The 18337-nt window shown below is 70.2% G+C and carries 18 protein-coding genes and 3 pseudogenes; 13 read left to right on the top strand and 8 right to left on the bottom strand.

The features are described 5' to 3' along the window. Positions 1-453 precede the first annotated feature (453 nt). From FRZ03_RS14010 to FRZ03_RS13990, 5 genes and pseudogenes are all read left to right on the top strand, one after another. The gene (locus tag FRZ03_RS14010) at positions 454-840 is read left to right on the top strand and encodes a CPCC family cysteine-rich protein (protein WP_146465477.1); all 387 of its coding nucleotides are present in this window, start codon (positions 454-456) and stop codon (positions 838-840) included. Then, positions 837-1568, top strand: a complete 732-nt coding sequence (locus tag FRZ03_RS14005) for a HEAT repeat domain-containing protein (protein ID WP_146465476.1) — start codon at positions 837-839, stop codon at positions 1566-1568. Before FRZ03_RS14010 ends, FRZ03_RS14005 begins: the two co-directional genes overlap by 4 nt. 3 nt (positions 1569-1571) lie before the next feature. Next, positions 1572-2356: pseudogene (locus FRZ03_RS39775) on the top strand (DUF6000 family protein). Then, positions 2350-3765 (top strand): AAA family ATPase, encoded by a 1416-nt coding sequence (locus FRZ03_RS13995; RefSeq protein WP_146465475.1) that lies wholly within the window; start codon positions 2350-2352, stop codon positions 3763-3765. Before FRZ03_RS39775 ends, FRZ03_RS13995 begins: the two are co-directional and overlap by 7 nt. After that, positions 3762-4394: a DUF4276 family protein gene (locus FRZ03_RS13990; RefSeq protein WP_146465474.1), complete on the top strand. Its 633-nt coding sequence runs from the start codon at positions 3762-3764 to the stop codon at positions 4392-4394. The genes FRZ03_RS13995 and FRZ03_RS13990 overlap by 4 nt, the downstream gene beginning before the upstream one ends. Before the next feature lie 71 nt (positions 4395-4465). Here FRZ03_RS13990 and FRZ03_RS13985 read toward each other — a convergent pair. Next, a pseudogene (locus FRZ03_RS13985) lies at positions 4466-4989 on the bottom strand (NUDIX domain-containing protein). A gap of 1 nt (position 4990) precedes the next feature. After that, positions 4991-5644: pseudogene (locus FRZ03_RS13980) on the bottom strand (tetratricopeptide repeat protein); the annotation flags it as partial. An 18-nt stretch (positions 5645-5662) separates the two neighbouring features. Between FRZ03_RS13980 and FRZ03_RS13975 the strand changes: the two are divergent. Beyond that, a complete protein-coding gene (locus FRZ03_RS13975; protein WP_261399021.1) occupies positions 5663-5785 on the top strand; it encodes a hypothetical protein in 123 nt (40 codons plus the stop codon). Positions 5786-5893: 108 nt separating this feature from the next. Here FRZ03_RS13975 and ychF read toward each other — a convergent pair whose 3' ends face one another. Further along, the gene (gene ychF / locus FRZ03_RS13970) at positions 5894-6982 is read right to left on the bottom strand and encodes a redox-regulated ATPase YchF (protein ID WP_146465472.1); all 1089 of its coding nucleotides are present in this window, start codon (positions 6980-6982) and stop codon (positions 5894-5896) included. Between the two features lie 189 nt (positions 6983-7171). Between ychF and FRZ03_RS13965 the strand changes: the two genes are divergently transcribed. After that, positions 7172-7711 (top strand): DUF6542 domain-containing protein, encoded by a 540-nt coding sequence (locus FRZ03_RS13965; RefSeq protein WP_186785413.1) that lies wholly within the window; start codon positions 7172-7174, stop codon positions 7709-7711. Positions 7712-7741: 30 nt separating this feature from the next. On the opposite strand, the gene ppgK is transcribed toward FRZ03_RS13965, so the two are convergent. Both ppgK and FRZ03_RS13955 read right to left on the bottom strand, forming a co-directional pair. Then, the gene (gene ppgK, locus FRZ03_RS13960) at positions 7742-8491 is read right to left on the bottom strand and encodes a polyphosphate--glucose phosphotransferase (RefSeq protein ID WP_146465471.1); all 750 of its coding nucleotides are present in this window, start codon (positions 8489-8491) and stop codon (positions 7742-7744) included. Between the two features lie 49 nt (positions 8492-8540). Beyond that, positions 8541-9548: a 4-hydroxy-3-methylbut-2-enyl diphosphate reductase gene (locus FRZ03_RS13955; protein WP_146465470.1), complete on the bottom strand. Its 1008-nt coding sequence runs from the start codon at positions 9546-9548 to the stop codon at positions 8541-8543. Positions 9549-9647: 99 nt separating this feature from the next. Here FRZ03_RS13955 and xseA point away from each other — a divergent pair, with 99 nt between their 5' ends. From xseA to FRZ03_RS13940, 3 genes are all read left to right on the top strand, one after another. After that, a complete protein-coding gene (gene xseA, locus FRZ03_RS13950; RefSeq protein WP_146465469.1) occupies positions 9648-10856 on the top strand; it encodes an exodeoxyribonuclease VII large subunit in 1209 nt (402 codons plus the stop codon). Further along, the gene (locus FRZ03_RS13945) at positions 10853-11077 is read left to right on the top strand and encodes an exodeoxyribonuclease VII small subunit (protein ID WP_070029076.1); all 225 of its coding nucleotides are present in this window, start codon (positions 10853-10855) and stop codon (positions 11075-11077) included. The genes xseA and FRZ03_RS13945 overlap by 4 nt, the downstream gene beginning before the upstream one ends. A gap of 130 nt (positions 11078-11207) precedes the next feature. Continuing rightward, positions 11208-11798 carry a malonic semialdehyde reductase gene (locus tag FRZ03_RS13940; RefSeq protein ID WP_146465468.1) on the top strand — a complete coding sequence of 197 codons (591 nt, stop codon included), beginning with the start codon at positions 11208-11210 and terminating at the stop codon, positions 11796-11798. Positions 11799-11914: 116 nt separating this feature from the next. On the opposite strand, the gene FRZ03_RS13935 is transcribed toward FRZ03_RS13940, so the two are convergent. Continuing rightward, positions 11915-12472: a DUF4245 domain-containing protein gene (locus FRZ03_RS13935; RefSeq protein ID WP_146465467.1), complete on the bottom strand. Its 558-nt coding sequence runs from the start codon at positions 12470-12472 to the stop codon at positions 11915-11917. A 127-nt stretch (positions 12473-12599) separates the two neighbouring features. Between FRZ03_RS13935 and glpX the strand changes: the two genes are divergently transcribed. Next, positions 12600-13634, top strand: a complete 1035-nt coding sequence (gene glpX, locus FRZ03_RS13930) for a class II fructose-bisphosphatase (RefSeq protein WP_146465466.1) — start codon at positions 12600-12602, stop codon at positions 13632-13634. Between the two features lie 130 nt (positions 13635-13764). Here glpX and FRZ03_RS13925 read toward each other — a convergent pair whose 3' ends face one another. Together FRZ03_RS13925 and FRZ03_RS13920 are read right to left on the bottom strand one after the other, a co-directional pair. Continuing rightward, on the bottom strand, positions 13765-14142 hold the full coding sequence (locus tag FRZ03_RS13925; protein ID WP_146465465.1) for a WhiB family transcriptional regulator: 378 nt from the start codon (positions 14140-14142) through the stop codon (positions 13765-13767). Between the two features lie 175 nt (positions 14143-14317). Next, positions 14318-15010, bottom strand: a complete 693-nt coding sequence (locus FRZ03_RS13920) for a DUF1707 SHOCT-like domain-containing protein (protein WP_146465464.1) — start codon at positions 15008-15010, stop codon at positions 14318-14320. Positions 15011-15167: 157 nt separating this feature from the next. On the opposite strand from FRZ03_RS13920, the gene FRZ03_RS13915 reads away from it, so the two are divergent. Both FRZ03_RS13915 and FRZ03_RS13910 read left to right on the top strand, forming a co-directional pair. Beyond that, positions 15168-16838 (top strand): fumarate hydratase, encoded by a 1671-nt coding sequence (locus FRZ03_RS13915; RefSeq protein ID WP_146465463.1) that lies wholly within the window; start codon positions 15168-15170, stop codon positions 16836-16838. An 85-nt stretch (positions 16839-16923) separates the two neighbouring features. Further along, entirely contained in the window at positions 16924-18309 is a 1386-nt protein-coding gene (locus FRZ03_RS13910; RefSeq protein WP_146465462.1) for a class II fumarate hydratase, read from the top strand. Positions 18310-18337 lie beyond the last annotated feature (28 nt).

Here is an 18337-nt window from a genome sequence, read left to right as displayed (position 1 = left end):
CCCCGACCGTCCGCGTCCGCGGAACCGGCTGGACGCTGGCCCCGCCCACCGGCTCGTGCCCGGACCTGGCCCTGCCGTAGGGGCACCCGGCCGGGCGGCGGCTGCGCCGTCGCCGCCGCAGAAGAGCTGAACTGCGTACGAGGGATCAGCCGTCCCGACACGGGAAAAGCAAAAGGGCCCGCCCCCGAAGGGCCGGCCCTTTTGATCCCGCATGTCCGCGAGATCGGCGACGCGTCGATACCGCGGTACGTTGCCACTACACATTGAACCGGAATGTCCTGCAGTCTGATCCTGACCTGCGGCGGAGCGCTCCCCATGGCCCTGACCTGGGGTTTCCTCGTTGGCATACGTTGGCTCCCGGCGGCCGTTTACGGGTGTCCTGCGGACTGGCCGGGGGCTCCGAGGCGGCGAAATCCCTGGCACACCGACGGGGTCTGCAAGGAGACTGCGCAGGTGAGCGATTCCCACCCCTGCCCCTGCTGCGGGCACCGCGTGCTGAGCGCGATGCCCGGCTCATACGAGATCTGCCCCGTCTGCTTCTGGGAGGACGACGGGGTCCAGTTCCGCTGGCCCACCATGAGCGGCGGCGCGAACAAGGTCTCCCTGATCGAGGCCCAGCGGAACTACCAGGACTTCGGCGCCTGCGACGAGTACGGTCGACGGTATGTCCGCCCTCCGGCCGACGACGAGCCCCTCGACCCCGCCTGGCGCCCCATCGATCTGGCACGGGATTCCTTCGAGGACTGGGCGGCCGAGGACCGCGCCCCGTGGCCCGACGACCGATCGGTGCTCTGCTGGTGGCTGCCCACCTTCTGGCGCCGGGACCACTCCGCGTCATGACCTCCCGCATCGAGACACTCGTCCAGCAGCTCGACGGCAAGGCCGACGAGTCCTACGACGCCCGCGCGGAGCTGATCTGGATAGGCGCCGACGCCATACCCGCCGTCATCAACGGCCTGCCCTCCCTCGGCGGCTTCGGTCAGCTGACCGCCATCGAGGTCTTCGAGGAGGTGGGCGATCCCCGTTGCGGCCCCGCTCTCATCGGCCTGCTGGACAGCGACAACCCCACCGTCCGGGAATGGGCGGCGATGGCCCTGGCGAGCCTGGAGATCGACGGCGGCGTCGAGCCCCTGCGCCGCGCCTACCGCGCTTGCCTGGAACGGGCGACCCCACCGGACTGGACCGAGTCTGTCGGCATCCGCTGGGCCCTGACCGAACTCGGCGCACGCACCCCTGTCGTCCCGCCGCTCACCGCACGCCTACGCCGCACCGCGACGAACGACGCCCCCGGCTGGCCATCGGCCCACTTCACCGAGATCATCAACGACCTGGCCGACCACGCCCAGGTGATCCTCTACTCCCAGTTCTGGCAGGTGGACGCCGGCGGCACGTACGGCGTCTCCGGCCCCGGCCTGGACTGGGAACTCGACTGGACCGCGCCCTGGGAGCACCTGGTCGAGGAGTCCCGCACCTGGTCCCTGCTGGAAGCCTCCGAAGCCCCCGCCGGCGACAACATCTTCGTCGCCCCCACCTGGATCGACCGCACCGACCTGCACCCGGAGAAGTGACCCATGCCGTCCCAGCACCCCGAAGAGATCGGCTACGGCTACGTCATCGAGCGCCACCCGGCAAGGAAGGACTCAGGCCACGCGCGCTATCTCGTCCTGAAAAGTGGTCGATTACTGCGGTCCGAGTGGCCTCACGCCGAACTTTTCGCCCGTCACCTCATCGACGACTCGGCCACGATCACCGACGCCGAGCTGGACGCTCTCCTCGGCTACGAGTGGCGCTCACGCCTCACCGCCGCCTGGCTGATCGGCGTAGGGCGACGCGCCACATTCCGCGAACGCATCGGCGACCTGCTCCTGGCCAGCGAGTTCTGTTTCTCCGGCAGCGCCTACTGCTTCGCCTGGCCCGCTTCGGCACGCACGCGGACGCCGAGATCCTCACCGCCTACCTCGACCATTACCTCCCCCGCACCGACCTCCGCTACGACCAGCCCGCAGCCCTCGGCGCACTCCTCCGTCTCGACGCCCACCTCGGCACCCACCACGCCGACCGCTTCACTGAGCCCGGCGGCCTCTGGGACGAGTGGGTCAAGGGCGTGGGACACCTCGGCTACCCCAGCCCCAGCCCGCTCACGGGGGAGCTGCCCGCCTCTCAACCCTGTAGGTGGCGAAGACGAGTGCAAGGAAGCCTTTGGTGGCTTCGACGCCCCAGGCGCCGTAGGGGATGTGGGGCAGCGATCCCGTGGTCAAGAGCTGGGAAGGACCGCCAACGTACACACGGGATGACATCTTCCTCACCAGTAGTCTTAACGGATCCGCCCGGCGAGCCTCCGGAGACAGCATGCTGACCCGCCTCGAAGTCCACGGGTTCAAGAACCTTCTGGACCTATCCATCGACTTCGGCCCCTTCACCTGCATCGCAGGGGAGAACGGCACCGGCAAGTCGAATGTTTTCGATGCCATCCAGTTCCTCTCCCTACTCGCCGACCAATCGATGATGGAGGCGGCCCAGGAGGTCCGGGGCGTACACGGTGAGCGTCATGGTGACCCTCGTGATCTGTTCTGGAAGGGCTTCGCGCCTGGCCGTCACCGGATGCGGTTCGCCGCCGAGATGATCGTCCCGCTTAACGCTCAGGACGACTTCGGCCGAGCCGCCAAGGCCACAACCACGTTTCTGCGGTATGAGCTTGAAGTCGGCTACCAGGAGCCGTCCGGCCTGGACCGTTTCGGCCGCCTCACCCTCCTCCACGAGACACTGAGCCACATCACCAAGGGCAAGGCCGCCCGTCACCTCCTCTTCCCCCACAGCGCGAAGGAGTTCCGCAACACCGTCATTCAGGGCCACCGCAGCGGTGCCCCTTTCATCTCCACGACGACTGAATCCGGCGAGTCGGTCGTCAAAATCCACCAGGACGGTGGCAGCCGAGGTCAGCCCAAGCCAGCCGCAGCGTCCCGGGCACCCGCAACCGTCGTCTCCACCATCACCAGCAGCGACGACCCGACCATCCTCGCCGCGCGCCGTGAGATGCAGTCCTGGCGACGGCTCGCTCTTGAGCCGTCAGCTCTGCGCAGGTCCGATCGGTATGTCGACCCGCAGGTGATGGGTGCCGACGGCTCCCACCTGCCCGCGACACTCTTCCGCGTGGCCCACGACACTCCTGGCGCGGATCCCAGCCAGGTCTACGCCAGGGTGGCGGGGCGTCTCTCGGACCTGACGGGAATCCATATCCGTGATCTGGATGTCGATCAGGACGAGGTCCGGCAGCTCCTCACGGTCAATGTGCGTGAGGTGGCCGGCATTACCCTGCCTGCCCGCAGTCTCTCTGAAGGAACCCTGCGCTTCCTGGCCCTGTGCGTCCTACTCGAGGACGCGTCCGTGCGCGGCCTGATCTGCATGGAGGAGCCGGAGAACGGCATCCACCCCGCCAACCTCAACGCCATGGTCGCCCTTGTCCAAGACCTTGCCGTCGACCCGTCGGAGGAACCTGGCACGGACAATCCGTTCCGACAGGTGCTGATCAACACACACTCACCAGGGGTCGTGCAGCTCGTCAATCCTGACGACCTCTTGTTCGCCGATACCGCGATCCACAAGGCGGAGGACGGCTCCCTGAATCGGGTACTGCGTTTGCGTCCGCTCGCCGAGACATGGCGCGCCACAAAGACGGGCGCCGACTTTGTGACTAAGGCCGACGTCCTGCCGTACCTCACCACTCCTGCCGGAGCGCAGCTCACGCTGGACTGGGGGGCCGCGTGACCACTCGTATTCTCTTCATCGGCGAAGGCAGCAGCGACAACGGCCTCGTACGGCACGTCGAATCCATTGCCGCGCGCAAGGGGCTCGACGCTTCGATAACCGTTCCCGACTTCGGGCTGCTCCGGCCGCCACCTGGCCATTCCGTCCGGGACAAGCTGCGGGCAGCCCGTAGGCTCCACGGGACCTACGACTTGGTAGTGGTCCAACGGGACGCCGACCGGGGTCCCGCCCAGGACCGCAGGGTCGAGATCGCGGAGGCAGTACACGCCGAGTGGCCCGGTCTCCGGCACGTCGCTGTGGTGCCCGTCCGCATGTTGGAGGCGTGGCTGCTTCTCGATGAGGCGTGTCTGCGTCAGGTCGCCGAAAACCCGCGCGGCCGCGTCACACTTGATCTCCCCAAAGGCACTGCAGCGGAAACGGTCGCCGACCCTAAACAGCTCCTCAAGGACTCGCTGGCGCGGGCAAGCGAGTACAAAGGACGTCGCCTCGTCCAGTTCCAGAAGCGTTTCTCGCAGCACCGGCTGCGCATGCTCGAACTCCTGGATCCCGAGGGGCCGGTGGTTGGCCTTCCGTCGTGGCAGCGTTTCGTCAAGGACCTCAACGAGGCGTTCGAGTCTCTCAACCAATAACCCACTCAGCTAAGCCATAGGTTCACGCACCTGCCGCTGGGCTGGAGCAAGCCTGCGGCTCATGCTGCAGATCAGCCGTCAAGGGAGACCTCCGAGCCATTGTTGAGGTAGTGCTGGAGGGCGCTGGCAGTTGTGTCGACAAAGGCGTCGGGGATGGCGTCGGCGTCGAGCCAGCAGACCTGCGAGTGCTTGCGGGGTTCGCGGTTTTCGGGTTCGCCGGTCCATTCGTGGGCGGCGAAGACGACGGTGAGGAAGCCGTTGGGGGCTTCAACGCCCCAGGCGCCGTGGATGATGTGGGCGACCTTGAGGGACTCGGGCTTCACCGTGAGGCCCGTCTCCTCGTACAGCTCGCGGACTGCCGTCTGCGTGATGGGCTCGCCCGGCTCGCTCTTGCCGACGGGGAGGTCCCACATGCCCTGGGCGAACTTGGCGTTCTCGCTGCGCTGGAGGAGGACGACGCGGTTGGTGGCCTTGTCGTGGACGATGACGGCCGCGACCAGCAGGGTCATCGATTCGAGCGCCGCCTTGAGGGTTGGGATCGGTCGCCGGTCTGCTGAGCCACGGGGTTCCCTTCGTCGGACGGGTTGTTGGGCATGTTAGGCGAGGGCCTCACGGGCGCGGCGGGCGAGATCGGCGGCACCGGGAACGCGGCGACGCTGGTAGACCGCGAGCGTGGAGCGGATCGAAGTGATCGCCTTCCGAGTACGGTCGGAGGCCATGCCATCCATGAGCAGCAGGGCCTGGGTCCAGGCGGCGACGGCCTCGTCGGCGCGGGCCTGAGCGGCGAGGCTGTCACCGAGGTCGGCGTGGGTGAGCGCGTGGACGCGCTTGTACTTCTCAGGGTCCCAGCGGGTGAGGGCGTCGCGGTGCTGCTGTTCGGTGCCGATGTGGTCGGCGAGGTCGGTGAGGGTGCGAGCGGTGTGGCTGGCCACGGTGCCGGCGGCAGGGCCGCTGACGCGGGAGTAGCTGGGTTGGGGTGCGTCGTCCCGGAGGAGCGCGTCTTCGGCGGCGAGCAGGGCGCGCGGCCAATGGGTTCTCGTTGACTGCGGCGTAGGCGCGAGCGTGGGTGATGTGAAGCAGAGTCTCGGTCTGGCCGTCGACGTGGCCGAGACCTGTGCGGAGGGCGCCTTCGACGAGGTCGACGCAGTGGTGTGGCTTTTGAGGCTCAGCGCCTGGTGGGCGAGGGCGCGCATCATCTAAGCGGCGTGGCCGTGGGGGTCGGCTTCGCAGGCGAGCTTGTAGCCCGCCTCGGCCACACCAACGCGGCCATGACGCTGAACATCTGCACCCACCTGTGGCCTGACTCCGAGGAGCGGACCCGGGCCGCCGTCGACAAGGCGTACGCCGACCAGTCCGCCGATGCCCAGCCACAGGTCGACGAAGCAGCGTAACCGCTCCCCCGCGTGCCGGACACATCCAGCACGCTGCGGACTCTGTGCGGACCGCAAAGGCCGCCCAACCCGCTCCGCCGCAGGTCAGACGGCCTTCCGCCGGACGTATCAGACGTTGAACCGGAACTCCACCACATCCCCGTCCTGCATCACATAGTCCTTGCCCTCCATCCGCGCCTTCCCCTTCGCGCGGGCCTCCGCCACGGAGCCGGCGGACACCAGGTCGTCGAAGGAGATGACCTCGGCCTTGATGAAGCCCTTCTGGAAGTCCGTGTGGATCACACCGGCGGCCTCGGGGGCGGTGGCGCCCTTCTTGATGGTCCAGGCGCGGGATTCCTTGGGGCCGGCCGTGAGGTAGGTCTGGAGGCCCAGGGTGTCGAAGCCGACGCGGGCGAGGGTGGCGAGGCCCGGCTCCTCCTGGCCGACGGACTGGAGGAGTTCGAGGGCCTCGTCCTCGTCCAGCTCGGCGAGGTCCGCCTCCAGCTTGGCGTTGAGGAAGATCGCCTCGGCCGGGGCGACCAGCGCCCGCTGCTCGTTCTTGAAGTCCTCGTCCGTCAGCTCGTCCTCGTCCACGTTGAACACGTAGAGGAACGGCTTGGTGGTGAGCAGGTGCAGGTCGTGCAGCAGCTCGGTCCGCTCGGTGCCCTGGAGGATGCCGTGCGCGAAGAGCGTGTCGCCCTTCTCCAGGATCTCCTTGGCCTCCTCGACCGCCTTGACCTTCGGCGCGACGTCCTTCTTGATCCGGGACTCCTTCTGGAGCCGGGGCAGGACCTTCTCGATGGTCTGGAGGTCGGCGAGGATCAGCTCGGTGTTGATCGTCTCGATGTCGTCCTTGGGCGAGACCTTGCCGTCGACATGGACGACGTTCTCGTCCTTGAAGGCGCGGATGACCTGGCAGATGGCGTCCGACTCGCGGATGTTCGCGAGGAACTTGTTGCCCAGGCCCTCGCCCTCGGACGCGCCGCGCACGATGCCGGCGATGTCCACGAAGTCGACCGTGGCCGGAAGGATGCGCTCCGAGCCGAAGATCGAGGCCAGCTGCGCGAGACGGCCGTCGGGGACGCCGACGACGCCGACGTTGGGCTCGATCGTGGCGAACGGGTAGTTGGCCGCCAGCACGTCGTTCTTGGTCAGGGCGTTGAACAGGGTCGACTTGCCGACATTGGGCAGGCCGACGATTCCGATCGTGAGCGACACGTTGCGACTTCCCGTGGATGAGAGGGCCAGGAGCTGGGGGCTGCCAGGCCCTAGGAGGACACTGGCCGATCCACCAGTCTACGGCGTTCCGCGCGACGGCCTCCCCGGAGCGTCACCGGTCCGGCCAACGTAGGCCGATCGGCGTGTCTGGGGAGCGACTGGGCACATAAACAGACCTAAGTTGGTCCAATGGAGCAGCACAGAACGCGACCCCCGAACGACGGACGGCGGCGCCCCGCGCCCCGCGCCCAGCTGCCGCCGCAGGCCCGGCGCCGCCCGGGCGGCCCGGCGGCGGGGCGCGGCGCGGGGCAGTCTCGCCCGGCCCGGCCGGGGCCGCCCGGCCGTGGGCTGCCGAACCCCCGGCTCACCGGGCTCGGCGGGGGCCTGTTCTGCGTGGCCGTGATGTTCCTGCTGGGCTGCCTGGACCAGCTGCTCCTCGACGGCTCGCTGCCGGTGTACGGCGTGCTGTTCCTGCCGGTGTGCGTGCTGACCGCGCTGTGGGTGCGGGCCGGGGACGTGCTGACCGCGCCCGTGGCCGTGCCCATCGCGTTCGCGGCCGGGCTGCTGGTGGTCGCCGACGGGCGCGAGGGGCTGCTCGGCCGGCTGATGGGCCTGGCGACCGGGCTCGCCACCCAGGCCGGCTGGCTGTACGGGGGGACGCTGATCGCCGGGGTGATCGTGCTGGTCCGCCGGGTGCAGTGGGTGCGGCGGCGCAGGAAGCGCCCCTGAGTACGAGCGCTGCCGGGCCGCCGCGTCCGGCTACGGCCGCTGCTGCGCCGCTCGCATCGCCGCGCCCACGATCCCCGCGTTGTTCTGGAGCTGCGCGGGGACGATCTCGGCCTTGACGCCCGTGATGTGGGGCAGGAACTTGTCGGCCTTGCGGCTGACGCCGCCGCCGATGATGAACAGCTCCGGCGAGAAGAGCATCTCCACGTGCGCGAGGTACTTCTGGACGCGGCGCGCCCACTGCTCCCAGCTCAGCCCGTGGTCCTCCTTGGCCTTGCTGGAGGCCTTCTTCTCGGCGTCGTGACCGCCCAGCTCCAGGTGGCCCAGCTCGGTGTTGGGGACCAGGACGCCGTCCACGAAGACGGCGCTGCCGATGCCGGTGCCGAAGGTGAGCAGGATGACGGTGCCCTTGCGGTCGCGGCCGGCGCCGAACTGCATCTCGGCGACGCCCGCCGCGTCCGCGTCGTTGACCACGGTCACCGGGAGGCCGCCGAGCCTGCCGCCGAACAGGGCGCGCGCGTCGGTGTCGATCCAGCTCTTGTCGACGTTGGCCGCCGTACGGACCATGGCGCCGCCGGTGACCACGCCGGGGAAGGTCAGCCCGACCGGGCCGGTCCAGCCGAAGTGGTCGATCACCTGCTTCACCCCGTCGGCCACGCCGTCGGGCGTCGCCGGGTGCGGGGTGAGCACCTTGCAGCGCTCCTGGGCGAGATCGCCCCTGTCCAGGTCGACAGGGGCGCCCTTGATGCCCGAACCGCCGATGTCCACGCCGAAGATCTCCATGGCACCACGTTACGTCGGGCCACGGACGGTCACGTCCGCGAGGCTCCGATCACTCCTCGGAAGCGCCCGAACCACCGCGCTCGGCGACCAGGGCGGCCGCCTCGTCGCGCAGGTCGCGGCGGAGCTCCTTGGGCAGCGAGAAGGTGATGGACTCCTCGGCGGCCTTGACGATCTCCACGTCCGCGTAGCCGCGCTCGGCGAGCCATTCCAGGACCTGCTCGACCAGCACGTCCGGGACGGAGGCGCCGGAGGTGACGCCGACCGTGCTCACGCCGTCCAGCCAGACCTCGTCGATCTCGTCGGCGAAGTCCACCAGGTGGGCGTCGCGGGCGCCGGCGAGCTTGGCGACCTCGACCAGCCGCTTGGAGTTGGAGGAGTTGCGCGAGCCGACGACGATGACCAGTTCGGCCTCGGCGCCCATCTGCTTCACGGCCAGCTGGCGGTTCTGCGTGGCGTAGCAGATGTCGTCGCTGGGCGGGGAGACGAGGCCGGGGAACTTGGTCTTCAGGGCGTCGACGGTCTCCATGGTCTCGTCCACGGAGAGGGTGGTCTGGGACAGCCAGACGACCCGCTCGGGGTCGCGGACCTCCACCTTGGCGACGTCCTCGGGGCCGTCGACCAGCTGGATGTGGTCGGGGGCCTCGCCGGAGGTGCCGATGACCTCCTCGTGGCCCTCGTGCCCGATCAGGAGGATGTCGTAGTCCTCCTTGGCGTACCGGACGGCTTCCTTGTGGACCTTGGTGACCAGGGGGCAGGTGGCGTCGATGGTGGCGAGGCGGCCCCGCTCGGCCTCCTCGTGCACGACGGGGGCGACGCCGTGGGCGGAGAACATGACGATGTTGCCGGGGGGCACCTCCTCCGTCCGCTCGACGAAGACGGCACCCTTCTTCTCCAGGGTCTGTACGACGTACTTGTTGTGGACGATCTCGTGTCGCACGTAGATCGGGGCACCGTACTGTTCCAGGGCCTTCTCGACGGCGATCACGGCGCGGTCCACGCCGGCGCAGTAGCCCCGGGGGGCGGCGAGCAGGACACGGCGGCCAGGCGAAGCGGTCATGGTCCCATCGTAGGGGTCCACGGCGGCGCCTGGGTCTCCACGGCCCCGCACGGCTGCGGCCGGGCGGCCCTGTCGGTGCCGGCCGTTACTCTCGGGCGCATGGCTTTGAAGACGACCCCCGAGGCGCCGTTGCCGGTCGGCGAGGTCTCCCGGTTGATCGGGGGATGGATCGACCGGCTGGGCGCGGTGTGGGTCGAGGGGCAGATCACGCAGTTGTCGCGGCGGCCCGGCGCCGGTGTCGTGTTCCTGACGCTGCGCGACCCGTCGTACGACATCTCGGTCAGCGTGACCTGCTACCGGCAGGTCTTCGACGCGGTGGCCGACGTGGTCGGCGAGGGCGCCCGGGTCCTCGTGCTCGCCAAGCCGGAGTGGTACGCGCCGCGGGGCCAGCTCTCGCTGCGCGCCGCGGAGATACGGCCCGTGGGCGTCGGTGAGCTGCTCGCCCGGCTGGAGCAGCTGAAGAAGGCGCTCGCGGCCGAGGGGCTGTTCGCGCCGGAGCGCAAGAAGCGGCTGCCGTTCCTGCCGCAGCTGATCGGCCTGGTCTGCGGCCGGGCCTCCGCCGCGGAGCGGGACGTGCTGGAGAACGCCCGGCACCGCTGGCCCGCCGTCCGCTTCGAGGTGCGCAACGTCCCCGTCCAGGGGGTGCACGCCGTGCCGCAGGTGGTGCAGGCGGTGCGGGAGCTGGACGCGATCGAGGACGTGGACGTGATCATCGTCGCCCGCGGCGGCGGCAGCGTGGAGGACCTGCTGCCGTTCTCCGACGAGCAGCTGGTGCGGGCGGTGGCGGGGTGCCGTACGCCCGTGGTCTCCGCGATCGGGCACGAACCGGACACCCCGCTTCTCGACCTGGTCGCCGATCTGCGCGCCTCCACCCCGACCGACGCGGCCAAGAAGGTCGTACCGGACGTGGGCGAGGAGCTGGCGCGGGTGCGGATGCTGCGGGACCGCGCCCGGCGCTGCGCGCACGCGCTGCTGGACCGCGAGGAGCGCGGCCTGGCGCACGCGCTGGCCCGGCCCGCGATGGAGGACCCGCACCGGATGATCGACGAGCGCGCCGATCACGTGGCCGCGCTGGCCGAGCGCGGCCGGCGCACCCTCGGCCACCTGCTGGACCGCGCGGACTCGGAGCTGTCGCACACGCACGCGCGCGTGGTGGCCCTCTCCCCGGCGGCCACGCTGAAACGCGGCTACGCGGTGCTCCAGCGGGCCGACGGCCACGTGGTGCGCGATCCGCACGAGGTGACGGGGGGCGAGACGCTGCGCGCGCGTGTCGCCGACGGTGAATTCACGGTGAAGGTGGGCGAATGACGGACAGGACCGAAGAAGCGCTCTCGTACGAGCAGGCGCGGGACGAGCTGATCGAGGTCGTACGGCGGCTGGAGGCGGGCGGCAGCTCGCTGGAGGAGTCCCTGGCGCTGTGGGAGCGCGGGGAGGAGCTGGCCAAGGTGTGCCGGCGCTGGCTGGAGGGGGCCCGGGCCCGCCTGGACGCGGCGCTCGCGGAGGAGGAGGCCGAGGAGGAGGGCGAGTAGCGGCGCGTGGGGGGGTGTGAGGACGATCACCCCGCCCCCACGTTTGTTGAATATTAAACCTCGCGTGGCGTAGGGTCGTGCCGTCAGCCGGTCCGGGAGCGGACCGTACGCACCCCCGAGGAAGGCACGCATGTCTCTCGTCCTTGACCCCTCCGCCCAGGACCTGCTGTTCCGCGAGGCCCGCACCGCGAACACCTTCACCGACGAGCCGGTGAGCGAGGAGCAGGTCCAGGCGATCTACGACCTGGTCAAGTACGGCCCCACCGCCTTCAACCAGAGCCCGCTGCGCATCACCCTGGTCCGCTCCCCCGAGGCCCGCGAGCGCCTGCTGCCGCACATGGCCGAGGGCAACCGGCCCAAGACCGCGACCGCCCCGCTGGTCGCGATCCTCGCCGCGGACAACGAGTTCCACGAGGAGCTGCCGGGCCTGTTCCCGGCCTTCCCCGCGGCCAAGGACGCCTTCTTCGCCGAGCGCCCGGTCCGTGAGCGCTCCGCCGCGATCAACTCCGCGCTCCAGGCCGCCTACTTCATCGTGGGCGTGCGCGCCGCCGGCCTCGCGGCCGGCCCGATGACCGGGTTCGACTTCGAGGGCGTGCGCAAGGAGTTCCTGGACGACGACCACACCCCGCTGATGATCGTCAACATCGGCAAGCCGGGCCCGGACGCCTCCTACCCGCGCTCCCCGCGCCTGGCCTACGAGGACGTCGTCACGACCGTCTGAGCCGACCCCGGCGACGAGAAGAGGCCCCCGGCGATGCCGGGGGCCTCTTCTCGTCAGTGCGGCGCGGCGGCTCCGGGTCCGGGACGCCGGGGTCCGGGACTCTCCGGCGCGGGCCGCTACGACGCGGACGGCGCCGGCACCGGGGTCTTCGCCAGCTTCAGCGCCGACACCATCTTCGTGAGGTCCTCGAAGGACCCGGTGCCCGCGACCACCGTGGTGGAGCCGGGCGTGTCCTCCAGCACGAGGGCGTCGTAGCGGCCGCCGGAGTAGTGGGTCCAGGTGCGGCCGTCGATGCGCTCGGCCCGCTTGGTGGCCTTCGCGCCCTGGCTGGCCTGGTCGATGAAGGCGTTCCGCTTCTGCGTGGACTGCTCGATCTGGACATACTGGGCGTCAGGGGTCTGGAAGCCCAGGTGCCAGTAGTCGCCGTTCGCGCCGTCGTAGCTGACGGAGGTGGCCTTCCAGGCGTCGGACAGGCCCTCGGGCGCCGCCACCGGGTAGCTCGCCGCCCTGCGGGCCGTGAGCAGCTCGACCCGGTAGTCGACCCGCTTGAGGTCGGGAGCGTGATTGTCGTGCGGGATGGCGAGGAAGTAGACGACCGCCGCCGCGATGCCGATCAGGGCCAGGGAGAGGATCATGTCCCGGGCCGTCTTCTGCTTGCCTTTCGAACCTGCCACGCCCCCTATCGTCGCAGGTGCCTCAAGCGCTCAAACGTGGGGTCCCCTGCTCATTTTGTCTGCCTAACGATAGAGTCATGGCCAAGACCCTCATCCGGCCGTCGCCGTATCAGAAAGGTGCGCCCCGATGACCGAAAATCATCACCTGCCCTCCGAACTCGATGTTCCTGCCGAGGCTCCCGACCGCAACCTCGCCCTGGAACTCGTCCGGGTGACCGAAGCCGCGGCGATGGCCGCCGGCCGCTGGGTGGGGCGCGGCGACAAGAACGGCGCCGACGGCGCCGCGGTGCGTGCCATGCGGTCCCTCGTCTCCACCGTCTCGATGAACGGCGTCGTCGTCATCGGCGAGGGCGAGAAGGACGAGGCCCCGATGCTCTTCAACGGGGAGCACGTCGGTGACGGCACCGGCCCGGAGGTGGACATCGCCGTCGACCCGATCGACGGCACCACGCTGACCGCCAAGGGCATGCCGAACGCGATCGCCGTGCTGGCCGCCGCCGAGCGCGGCGCCATGTTCGACCCGTCCGCCGTGTTCTACATGGACAAGCTGGTCACCGGCCCCGACGCCGCGGACTTCGTGGACATCGACGCGCCGGTGGCCGTGAACATCCGGCGGATCGCCAAGGCGAAGAAGGCCACGCCGGAGGACGTCACCGTCGTCATCCTGGACCGGCCCCGGCACGAGGGCCTGATCAAGGAGGTCCGGGAGGCCGGCGCGCGCATCAAGCTGATCTCCGACGGCGATGTCGCCGGCTCCGTCTACGCGCTGCGCGAGGGCACGGGCGTCGACCTGCTGCTCGGCATCGGCGGCACACCGGAGGGCATCATCTCGGCCTGCGCCGTGAAGTGCCTGGGCGGCACGATCCAGGGCAAGCTGTGGCCCAAGGACGACGCGGAGCGGCAGCGGGCGATCGACGCGGGCCACGATCTGGACCGGGTGCTCACCACGGACGACCTGGTATCCGGGGAGAACGTCTTCTTCGTCGCGACCGGCATCACCGACGGCGAGCTGCTGCGGGGCGTGCGGTACCGCTCGGAGACCGCGCTGACCGAGTCGATCGTGATGCGGTCGAAGTCGGGGACGGTGCGCAGGATCGACTCCGAGCACCGGCTCAGCAAGCTGCGCGCGTACAGCGCGATCGATTTCGACCGCGCGAAGTAGACCGGCCCCGGCCGGGCAGCGCCCGAGGGGGTGCGGACCTCGCGCGAGGGCGGGCCCGGTACGGCCCGCCGCGCGGTGCCCCGCGCCCCTGGGGCGCCCCCTGCGCCCGAGGGAACGGCCCGGCACGGGCTCAGCCGGCTATGCGGTCCCGCGCCGTCACCCGCGCCGCCTTCTTCAGGTCCATCTCGCGGCGGCGGCGCCGCGCCAGGACCACCCGGCGCTCCGCGGCCGTCAGACCGCCCCAGACGCCGTAGGGCTCGGGCTGGAGGAGGGCGTGTTCGCGGCACTCGACCATGACCGGACAGCGGGCGCAGACCCGCTTGGCCGCCTCCTCGCGGGACAGCCGCGCGGCGGTCGGTTCCTTCGACGGGGCGAAGAACAGGCCCGCCTCGTCGCGTCGGCACACCGCCTCGGTGTGCCAGGGTGCGTCCTGGTCCCGCTCCCGGACCGGCGCCCGCTGGGCCGGTACGGCAGCTACCTGCACGGACGAATGCGGCGGTTGCAGCACGGTCTGCTCCTGACGACGGCTTCGCGAGCGAGAGACGATGCAGCAAGGCCTACCCGCTGTACGCGGGCCTATGCACTGCGTCCCCAACCGCCGGTGCGCGGCGGCTCGTTCACGCCCCCGGCCCCGCGCCGGGGGCGGGCGCGGAGCCTTCCGGTCACCGGCGGATTCGCGACCGTCAACGGTCCAGGTGTTTGCGCAACTTGCGGTCGATCTTGTCGTGAACCCGCTCCATGATGTCCTCGACGAGCTTGCCGCGCCTGGGGCGGGCCTCCACGTTGCCGAGCACGGCCCAGCCGTCGACGTAGACGACCGGCGCGTCCGTCTCCGCGGAATCCAGCGTGCTCACCTCGAAGTTGCCGAGGACACCGCCGCCGTTGCCGCGCAGCGTCACGTTCTCCGGGACGCGGATCTGGACGTCGCCGAAGACGGAGACGGCCTTGATCACGACCTGCTGGTACTCGAAGATCGCCTCGCTGAGGTCGATCTCCACGCTGCCGAACACCGCGTACGCGTGCAGCCGGCGGCCCGGGCGCCAGCGGCCCCGGCGGACCGCGTTGCTGAGCACGGCCACCACGTTGGCGTCGGACTCCGCGGGTATCTCGCCGGTGGGCCGGGGCGGCACCGGGGCGGGCCCGGAGGCGCGCTGGTGGGCGGCGGGCAGGTCCTGGATGAAGACCTCCAGCTCGCCGACCGTCTTGGCGTTCAGCACGCCGTCCACGCGCTCGGCGTGCTCGTCGGCGGTGAGCCGGCCCTCGGCGAGGGCCTCGCGGAGGATGTCGGCGACCCGGTCGCGGTCGGCGTCCGAGGCACGCAGGGCGGAGACGCCCGGTGCGGCGTCCTTGATTCGGGCGGGCTTCTGAAGGTCCACGGCAGCAGCGTACCGAAACGCGATAGATCGCGACCAGGGGTGGGACGACCCGGACTGAGCCTTACCTCACAGGCTCGCGCTCGGCGGCAGGTTCTAGGCTGGGGAGGCTCGCCGGCGTCGGCGGGCAGCCGTCCGTCAGAGTGAGGAATGGGCTGAGATGCCTGAGTTCGCGTACACCGATCTGCTCCCCCAGGGAGAGGACACCACCCCCTACCGGCTGGTCACGTCCGAGGGCGTCTCCACCGTCGAGGGCCCGGACGGGCGGACGTTCCTCAAGGTGGAGCCGGAGGCGCTGCGCAAGCTGGCCGCGGAGGCCATCCACGACATCCAGCACTACCTGCGCCCGGCCCACCTCGCCCAGCTGCGCCGCATCATCGACGACCCCGAGGCGTCCGCCAACGACAAGTTCGTCGCGCTGGACCTGCTGAAGAACGCGAACATCGCGGCGGCGGGCGTGCTGCCGATGTGCCAGGACACCGGCACCGCGATCGTCATGGGCAAGCGCGGGCAGAACGTGCTCACCGAGGGCGCGGACGAGAAGCACCTCTCGCACGGCATCTACGACGCCTACACCAAGCTGAACCTGCGCTACTCGCAGATGGCTCCGCTCACCATGTGGGAGGAGAAGAACACCGGCTCCAACCTGCCCGCGCAGATCGAGCTGTACGCGACGGACGGCGGCGCCTACAAGTTCCTGTTCATGGCGAAGGGCGGCGGCTCGGCCAACAAGTCCTTCCTGTACCAGGAGACCAAGGCCGTCCTGAACGAGGCCTCCATGATGAAGTTCCTGGAGGAGAAGATCCGTTCGCTCGGCACGGCCGCCTGCCCGCCGTACCACCTGGCGATCGTGGTCGGCGGCACCAGCGCCGAGTTCGCGCTGAAGACCGCGAAGTACGCCTCCGCGCACTACCTGGACGACATGCCGGCCGAGGGCTCGCCGCTCGGCCACGGCTTCCGGGACAAGGAGCTGGAGGAGAAGGTCTTCGAGCTGACCCAGAAGATCGGCATCGGCGCCCAGTTCGGCGGCAAGTACTTCTGCCACGACGTGCGCGTGGTCCGCCTGCCCCGGCACGGCGCGTCCTGCCCGGTGGCCATCGCCGTCTCCTGCTCGGCCGACCGCCAGGCCGTCGCCAAGATCACCGCCGAGGGCGTCTTCCTGGAACAGCTGGAGACGGACCCGGCGCGGTTCCTGCCGGAGACGACCGACGAGCACCTCGACGAGTCCTCCGACGTGGTGAAGATCGACCTCAACCAGCCGATGGACACCATCCTCGCCGAGCTGACCAAGTACCCGGTCAAGACCCGGCTGTCGCTGACCGGTCCGCTGGTCGTGGCCCGTGACATCGCGCACGCCAAGATCAAGGAGCGGCTGGACGCGGGCGAGGAGATGCCCCAGTACCTGAAGGACCACCCGGTGTACTACGCCGGCCCGGCCAAGACCCCCGAGGGCTACGCCTCCGGCTCCTTCGGTCCGACCACGGCCGGCCGGATGGACTCCTACGTGGCGCAGTTCCAGGCCGCGGGCGGCTCCAAGGTGATGCTCGCCAAGGGCAACCGCAGCAAGCAGGTCACCGACGCGTGCGAGGCCCACGGCGGCTTCTACCTCGGCTCCATCGGCGGCCCGGCCGCCCGTCTCGCCCAGGACTGCATCAAGAAGGTCGAGGTCCTGGAGTACGAGGAGCTGGGCATGGAGGCCGTCTGGAAGATCGAGGTCGAGGACTTCCCGGCGTTCATCGTCGTGGACGACAAGGGCAACGACTTCTTCCAGGACCCGGCGCCCCAGCCGACCTTCACGTCGATCCCGGTGCGCGGTCCGGGCCTCGCCTGACCCACGCGGCGGGTTGGGCCGTCCGGGCTGCTCCGGACGGCCCAACCCGCGGAACAACGGCGGGTCCCGGACCGCTGTACCCGGTATGAGCGAATACCGCATCGAGCACGACTCCATGGGCGAGGTCCGGGTTCCGGCGCACGCCAAGTGGCGGGCGCAGACGCAGCGCGCCGTCGAGAACTTCCCGGTGTCCGGGCAGCACATCGAGCGGGCGCACATCGAGGCGCTGGCGCGGATCAAGGGCGCCGCGGCGAAGGTGAACGCCGAACTCGGCGTGCTGGACAAGGACGTGGCCCGGGCGATCCAGGAGGCGGCCGAGGAGGTCGCCCGGGGCGACTGGGACGAGCACTTCCCCGTCGACGTCTTCCAGACCGGTTCGGGCACCTCGTCCAACATGAACACCAACGAGGTGATCGCCACCCTCGCCGGCGAGCGGCTCGGCCGGGACGTGCACCCGAACGACCACGTCAACGCCTCGCAGTCGTCCAACGACGTCTTCCCCTCCTCCCTGCACATCGCGGCCACCGCCGCCGTCACCCACGACCTGGTCCCGGCGCTGGAGCATCTCGCCGCCGCCCTCGAACGCAAGAGCGCCGAGTTCGCCGACGTGGTGAAGTCGGGGCGCACGCACCTGATGGACGCCACGCCCGTGACGCTGGGCCAGGAGTTCGGCGGGTACGCGGCCCAGGTGCGGTACGGCGTGGAGCGGCTGCGCGCCTCGCTGCCCCGGCTGGCCGAACTGCCGCTGGGCGGCACCGCGGTGGGCACCGGCATCAACACCCCGCCCGGCTTCTCCGCGGCCGTCATCGAGGAGGTCGCCCGCGTCACCGGGCTGCCGCTGACCGAGGCCCGCGACCACTTCGAGGCGCAGGGCGCACGGGACGGCATCGTGGAGACCAGCGGGCAGCTGCGGACCATCGCGGTCGGGCTGACGAAGATCGCCAATGATCTGCGCTGGATGGCGTCCGGGCCGCGCACCGGGCTCGCCGAGATCCGGCTCCCCGACCTCCAGCCGGGCTCCTCGATCATGCCGGGGAAGGTCAACCCGGTGGTCCCCGAGGCCGTGCTGATGGTCGCCGCCCAGGTCGTCGGGAACGACGCCACCATCACCACCGCCGGTGCCGCCGGGAACTTCGAGCTGAACGTGATGCTCCCGGTCATCGCCAAGAACGTCCTGGAATCGATCCGGCTGCTCGCCAACGTCACGCGGCTGCTGGCGGACCGCACCGTCGACGGCATCACCGCCGACCGCGAACGCGCCCGCGAGTACGCCGAGTCGTCGCCGTCCGTGGTGACCCCGCTGAACCGGTACATCGGGTACGAGGAGGCCGCCAAGGTGGCCAAGAAGGCCCTCGCGGAACGCAAGACGATCCGTCAGGTCGTCCTGGAGAACGGGTACGTGGAGCGCGGCGAGCTGACCGAGGCGCAGCTGGACGAGGCGCTGGACGTGCTGCGGATGACGCGTCCGTAACCGCGGGGCGAAGCTTTCCGGCCACCCG

This window comes from Streptomyces misionensis (genome assembly GCF_007896895.1).
Taxonomy (GTDB): Bacteria; Actinomycetota; Actinomycetes; order Streptomycetales; family Streptomycetaceae; genus Streptomyces; species Streptomyces misionensis_A.
This window is presented reverse-complemented; position numbering and strand designations above follow the sequence as displayed.

Bases quoted from the DNA above. Each gene is read 5' to 3' on its own strand.
- FRZ03_RS14005 (WP_146465476.1), top strand. From the start codon at position 837: ATGACCTCCCGCATCGAGACACTCGTCCAGCAGCTCGACGGCAAGGCC.
- FRZ03_RS13995 (WP_146465475.1), top strand. From the start codon at position 2,350: ATGCTGACCCGCCTCGAAGTCCACGGGTTCAAGAACCTTCTGGACCTA.
- FRZ03_RS13975 (WP_261399021.1), top strand. From the start codon at position 5,663: ATGACGCTGAACATCTGCACCCACCTGTGGCCTGACTCCGAGGAGCGG.
- FRZ03_RS13965 (WP_186785413.1), top strand. From the start codon at position 7,172: ATGGAGCAGCACAGAACGCGACCCCCGAACGACGGACGGCGGCGCCCC.
- ppgK (WP_146465471.1), bottom strand. From the start codon at position 8,491: ATGGAGATCTTCGGCGTGGACATCGGCGGTTCGGGCATCAAGGGCGCC.
- FRZ03_RS13955 (WP_146465470.1), bottom strand. From the start codon at position 9,548: ATGACCGCTTCGCCTGGCCGCCGTGTCCTGCTCGCCGCCCCCCGGGGC.
- xseA (WP_146465469.1), top strand. From the start codon at position 9,648: ATGGCTTTGAAGACGACCCCCGAGGCGCCGTTGCCGGTCGGCGAGGTC.
- FRZ03_RS13945 (WP_070029076.1), top strand. From the start codon at position 10,853: ATGACGGACAGGACCGAAGAAGCGCTCTCGTACGAGCAGGCGCGGGAC.
- FRZ03_RS13940 (WP_146465468.1), top strand. From the start codon at position 11,208: ATGTCTCTCGTCCTTGACCCCTCCGCCCAGGACCTGCTGTTCCGCGAG.
- glpX (WP_146465466.1), top strand. From the start codon at position 12,600: ATGACCGAAAATCATCACCTGCCCTCCGAACTCGATGTTCCTGCCGAG.
- FRZ03_RS13915 (WP_146465463.1), top strand. From the start codon at position 15,168: ATGCCTGAGTTCGCGTACACCGATCTGCTCCCCCAGGGAGAGGACACC.
- FRZ03_RS13910 (WP_146465462.1), top strand. From the start codon at position 16,924: ATGAGCGAATACCGCATCGAGCACGACTCCATGGGCGAGGTCCGGGTT.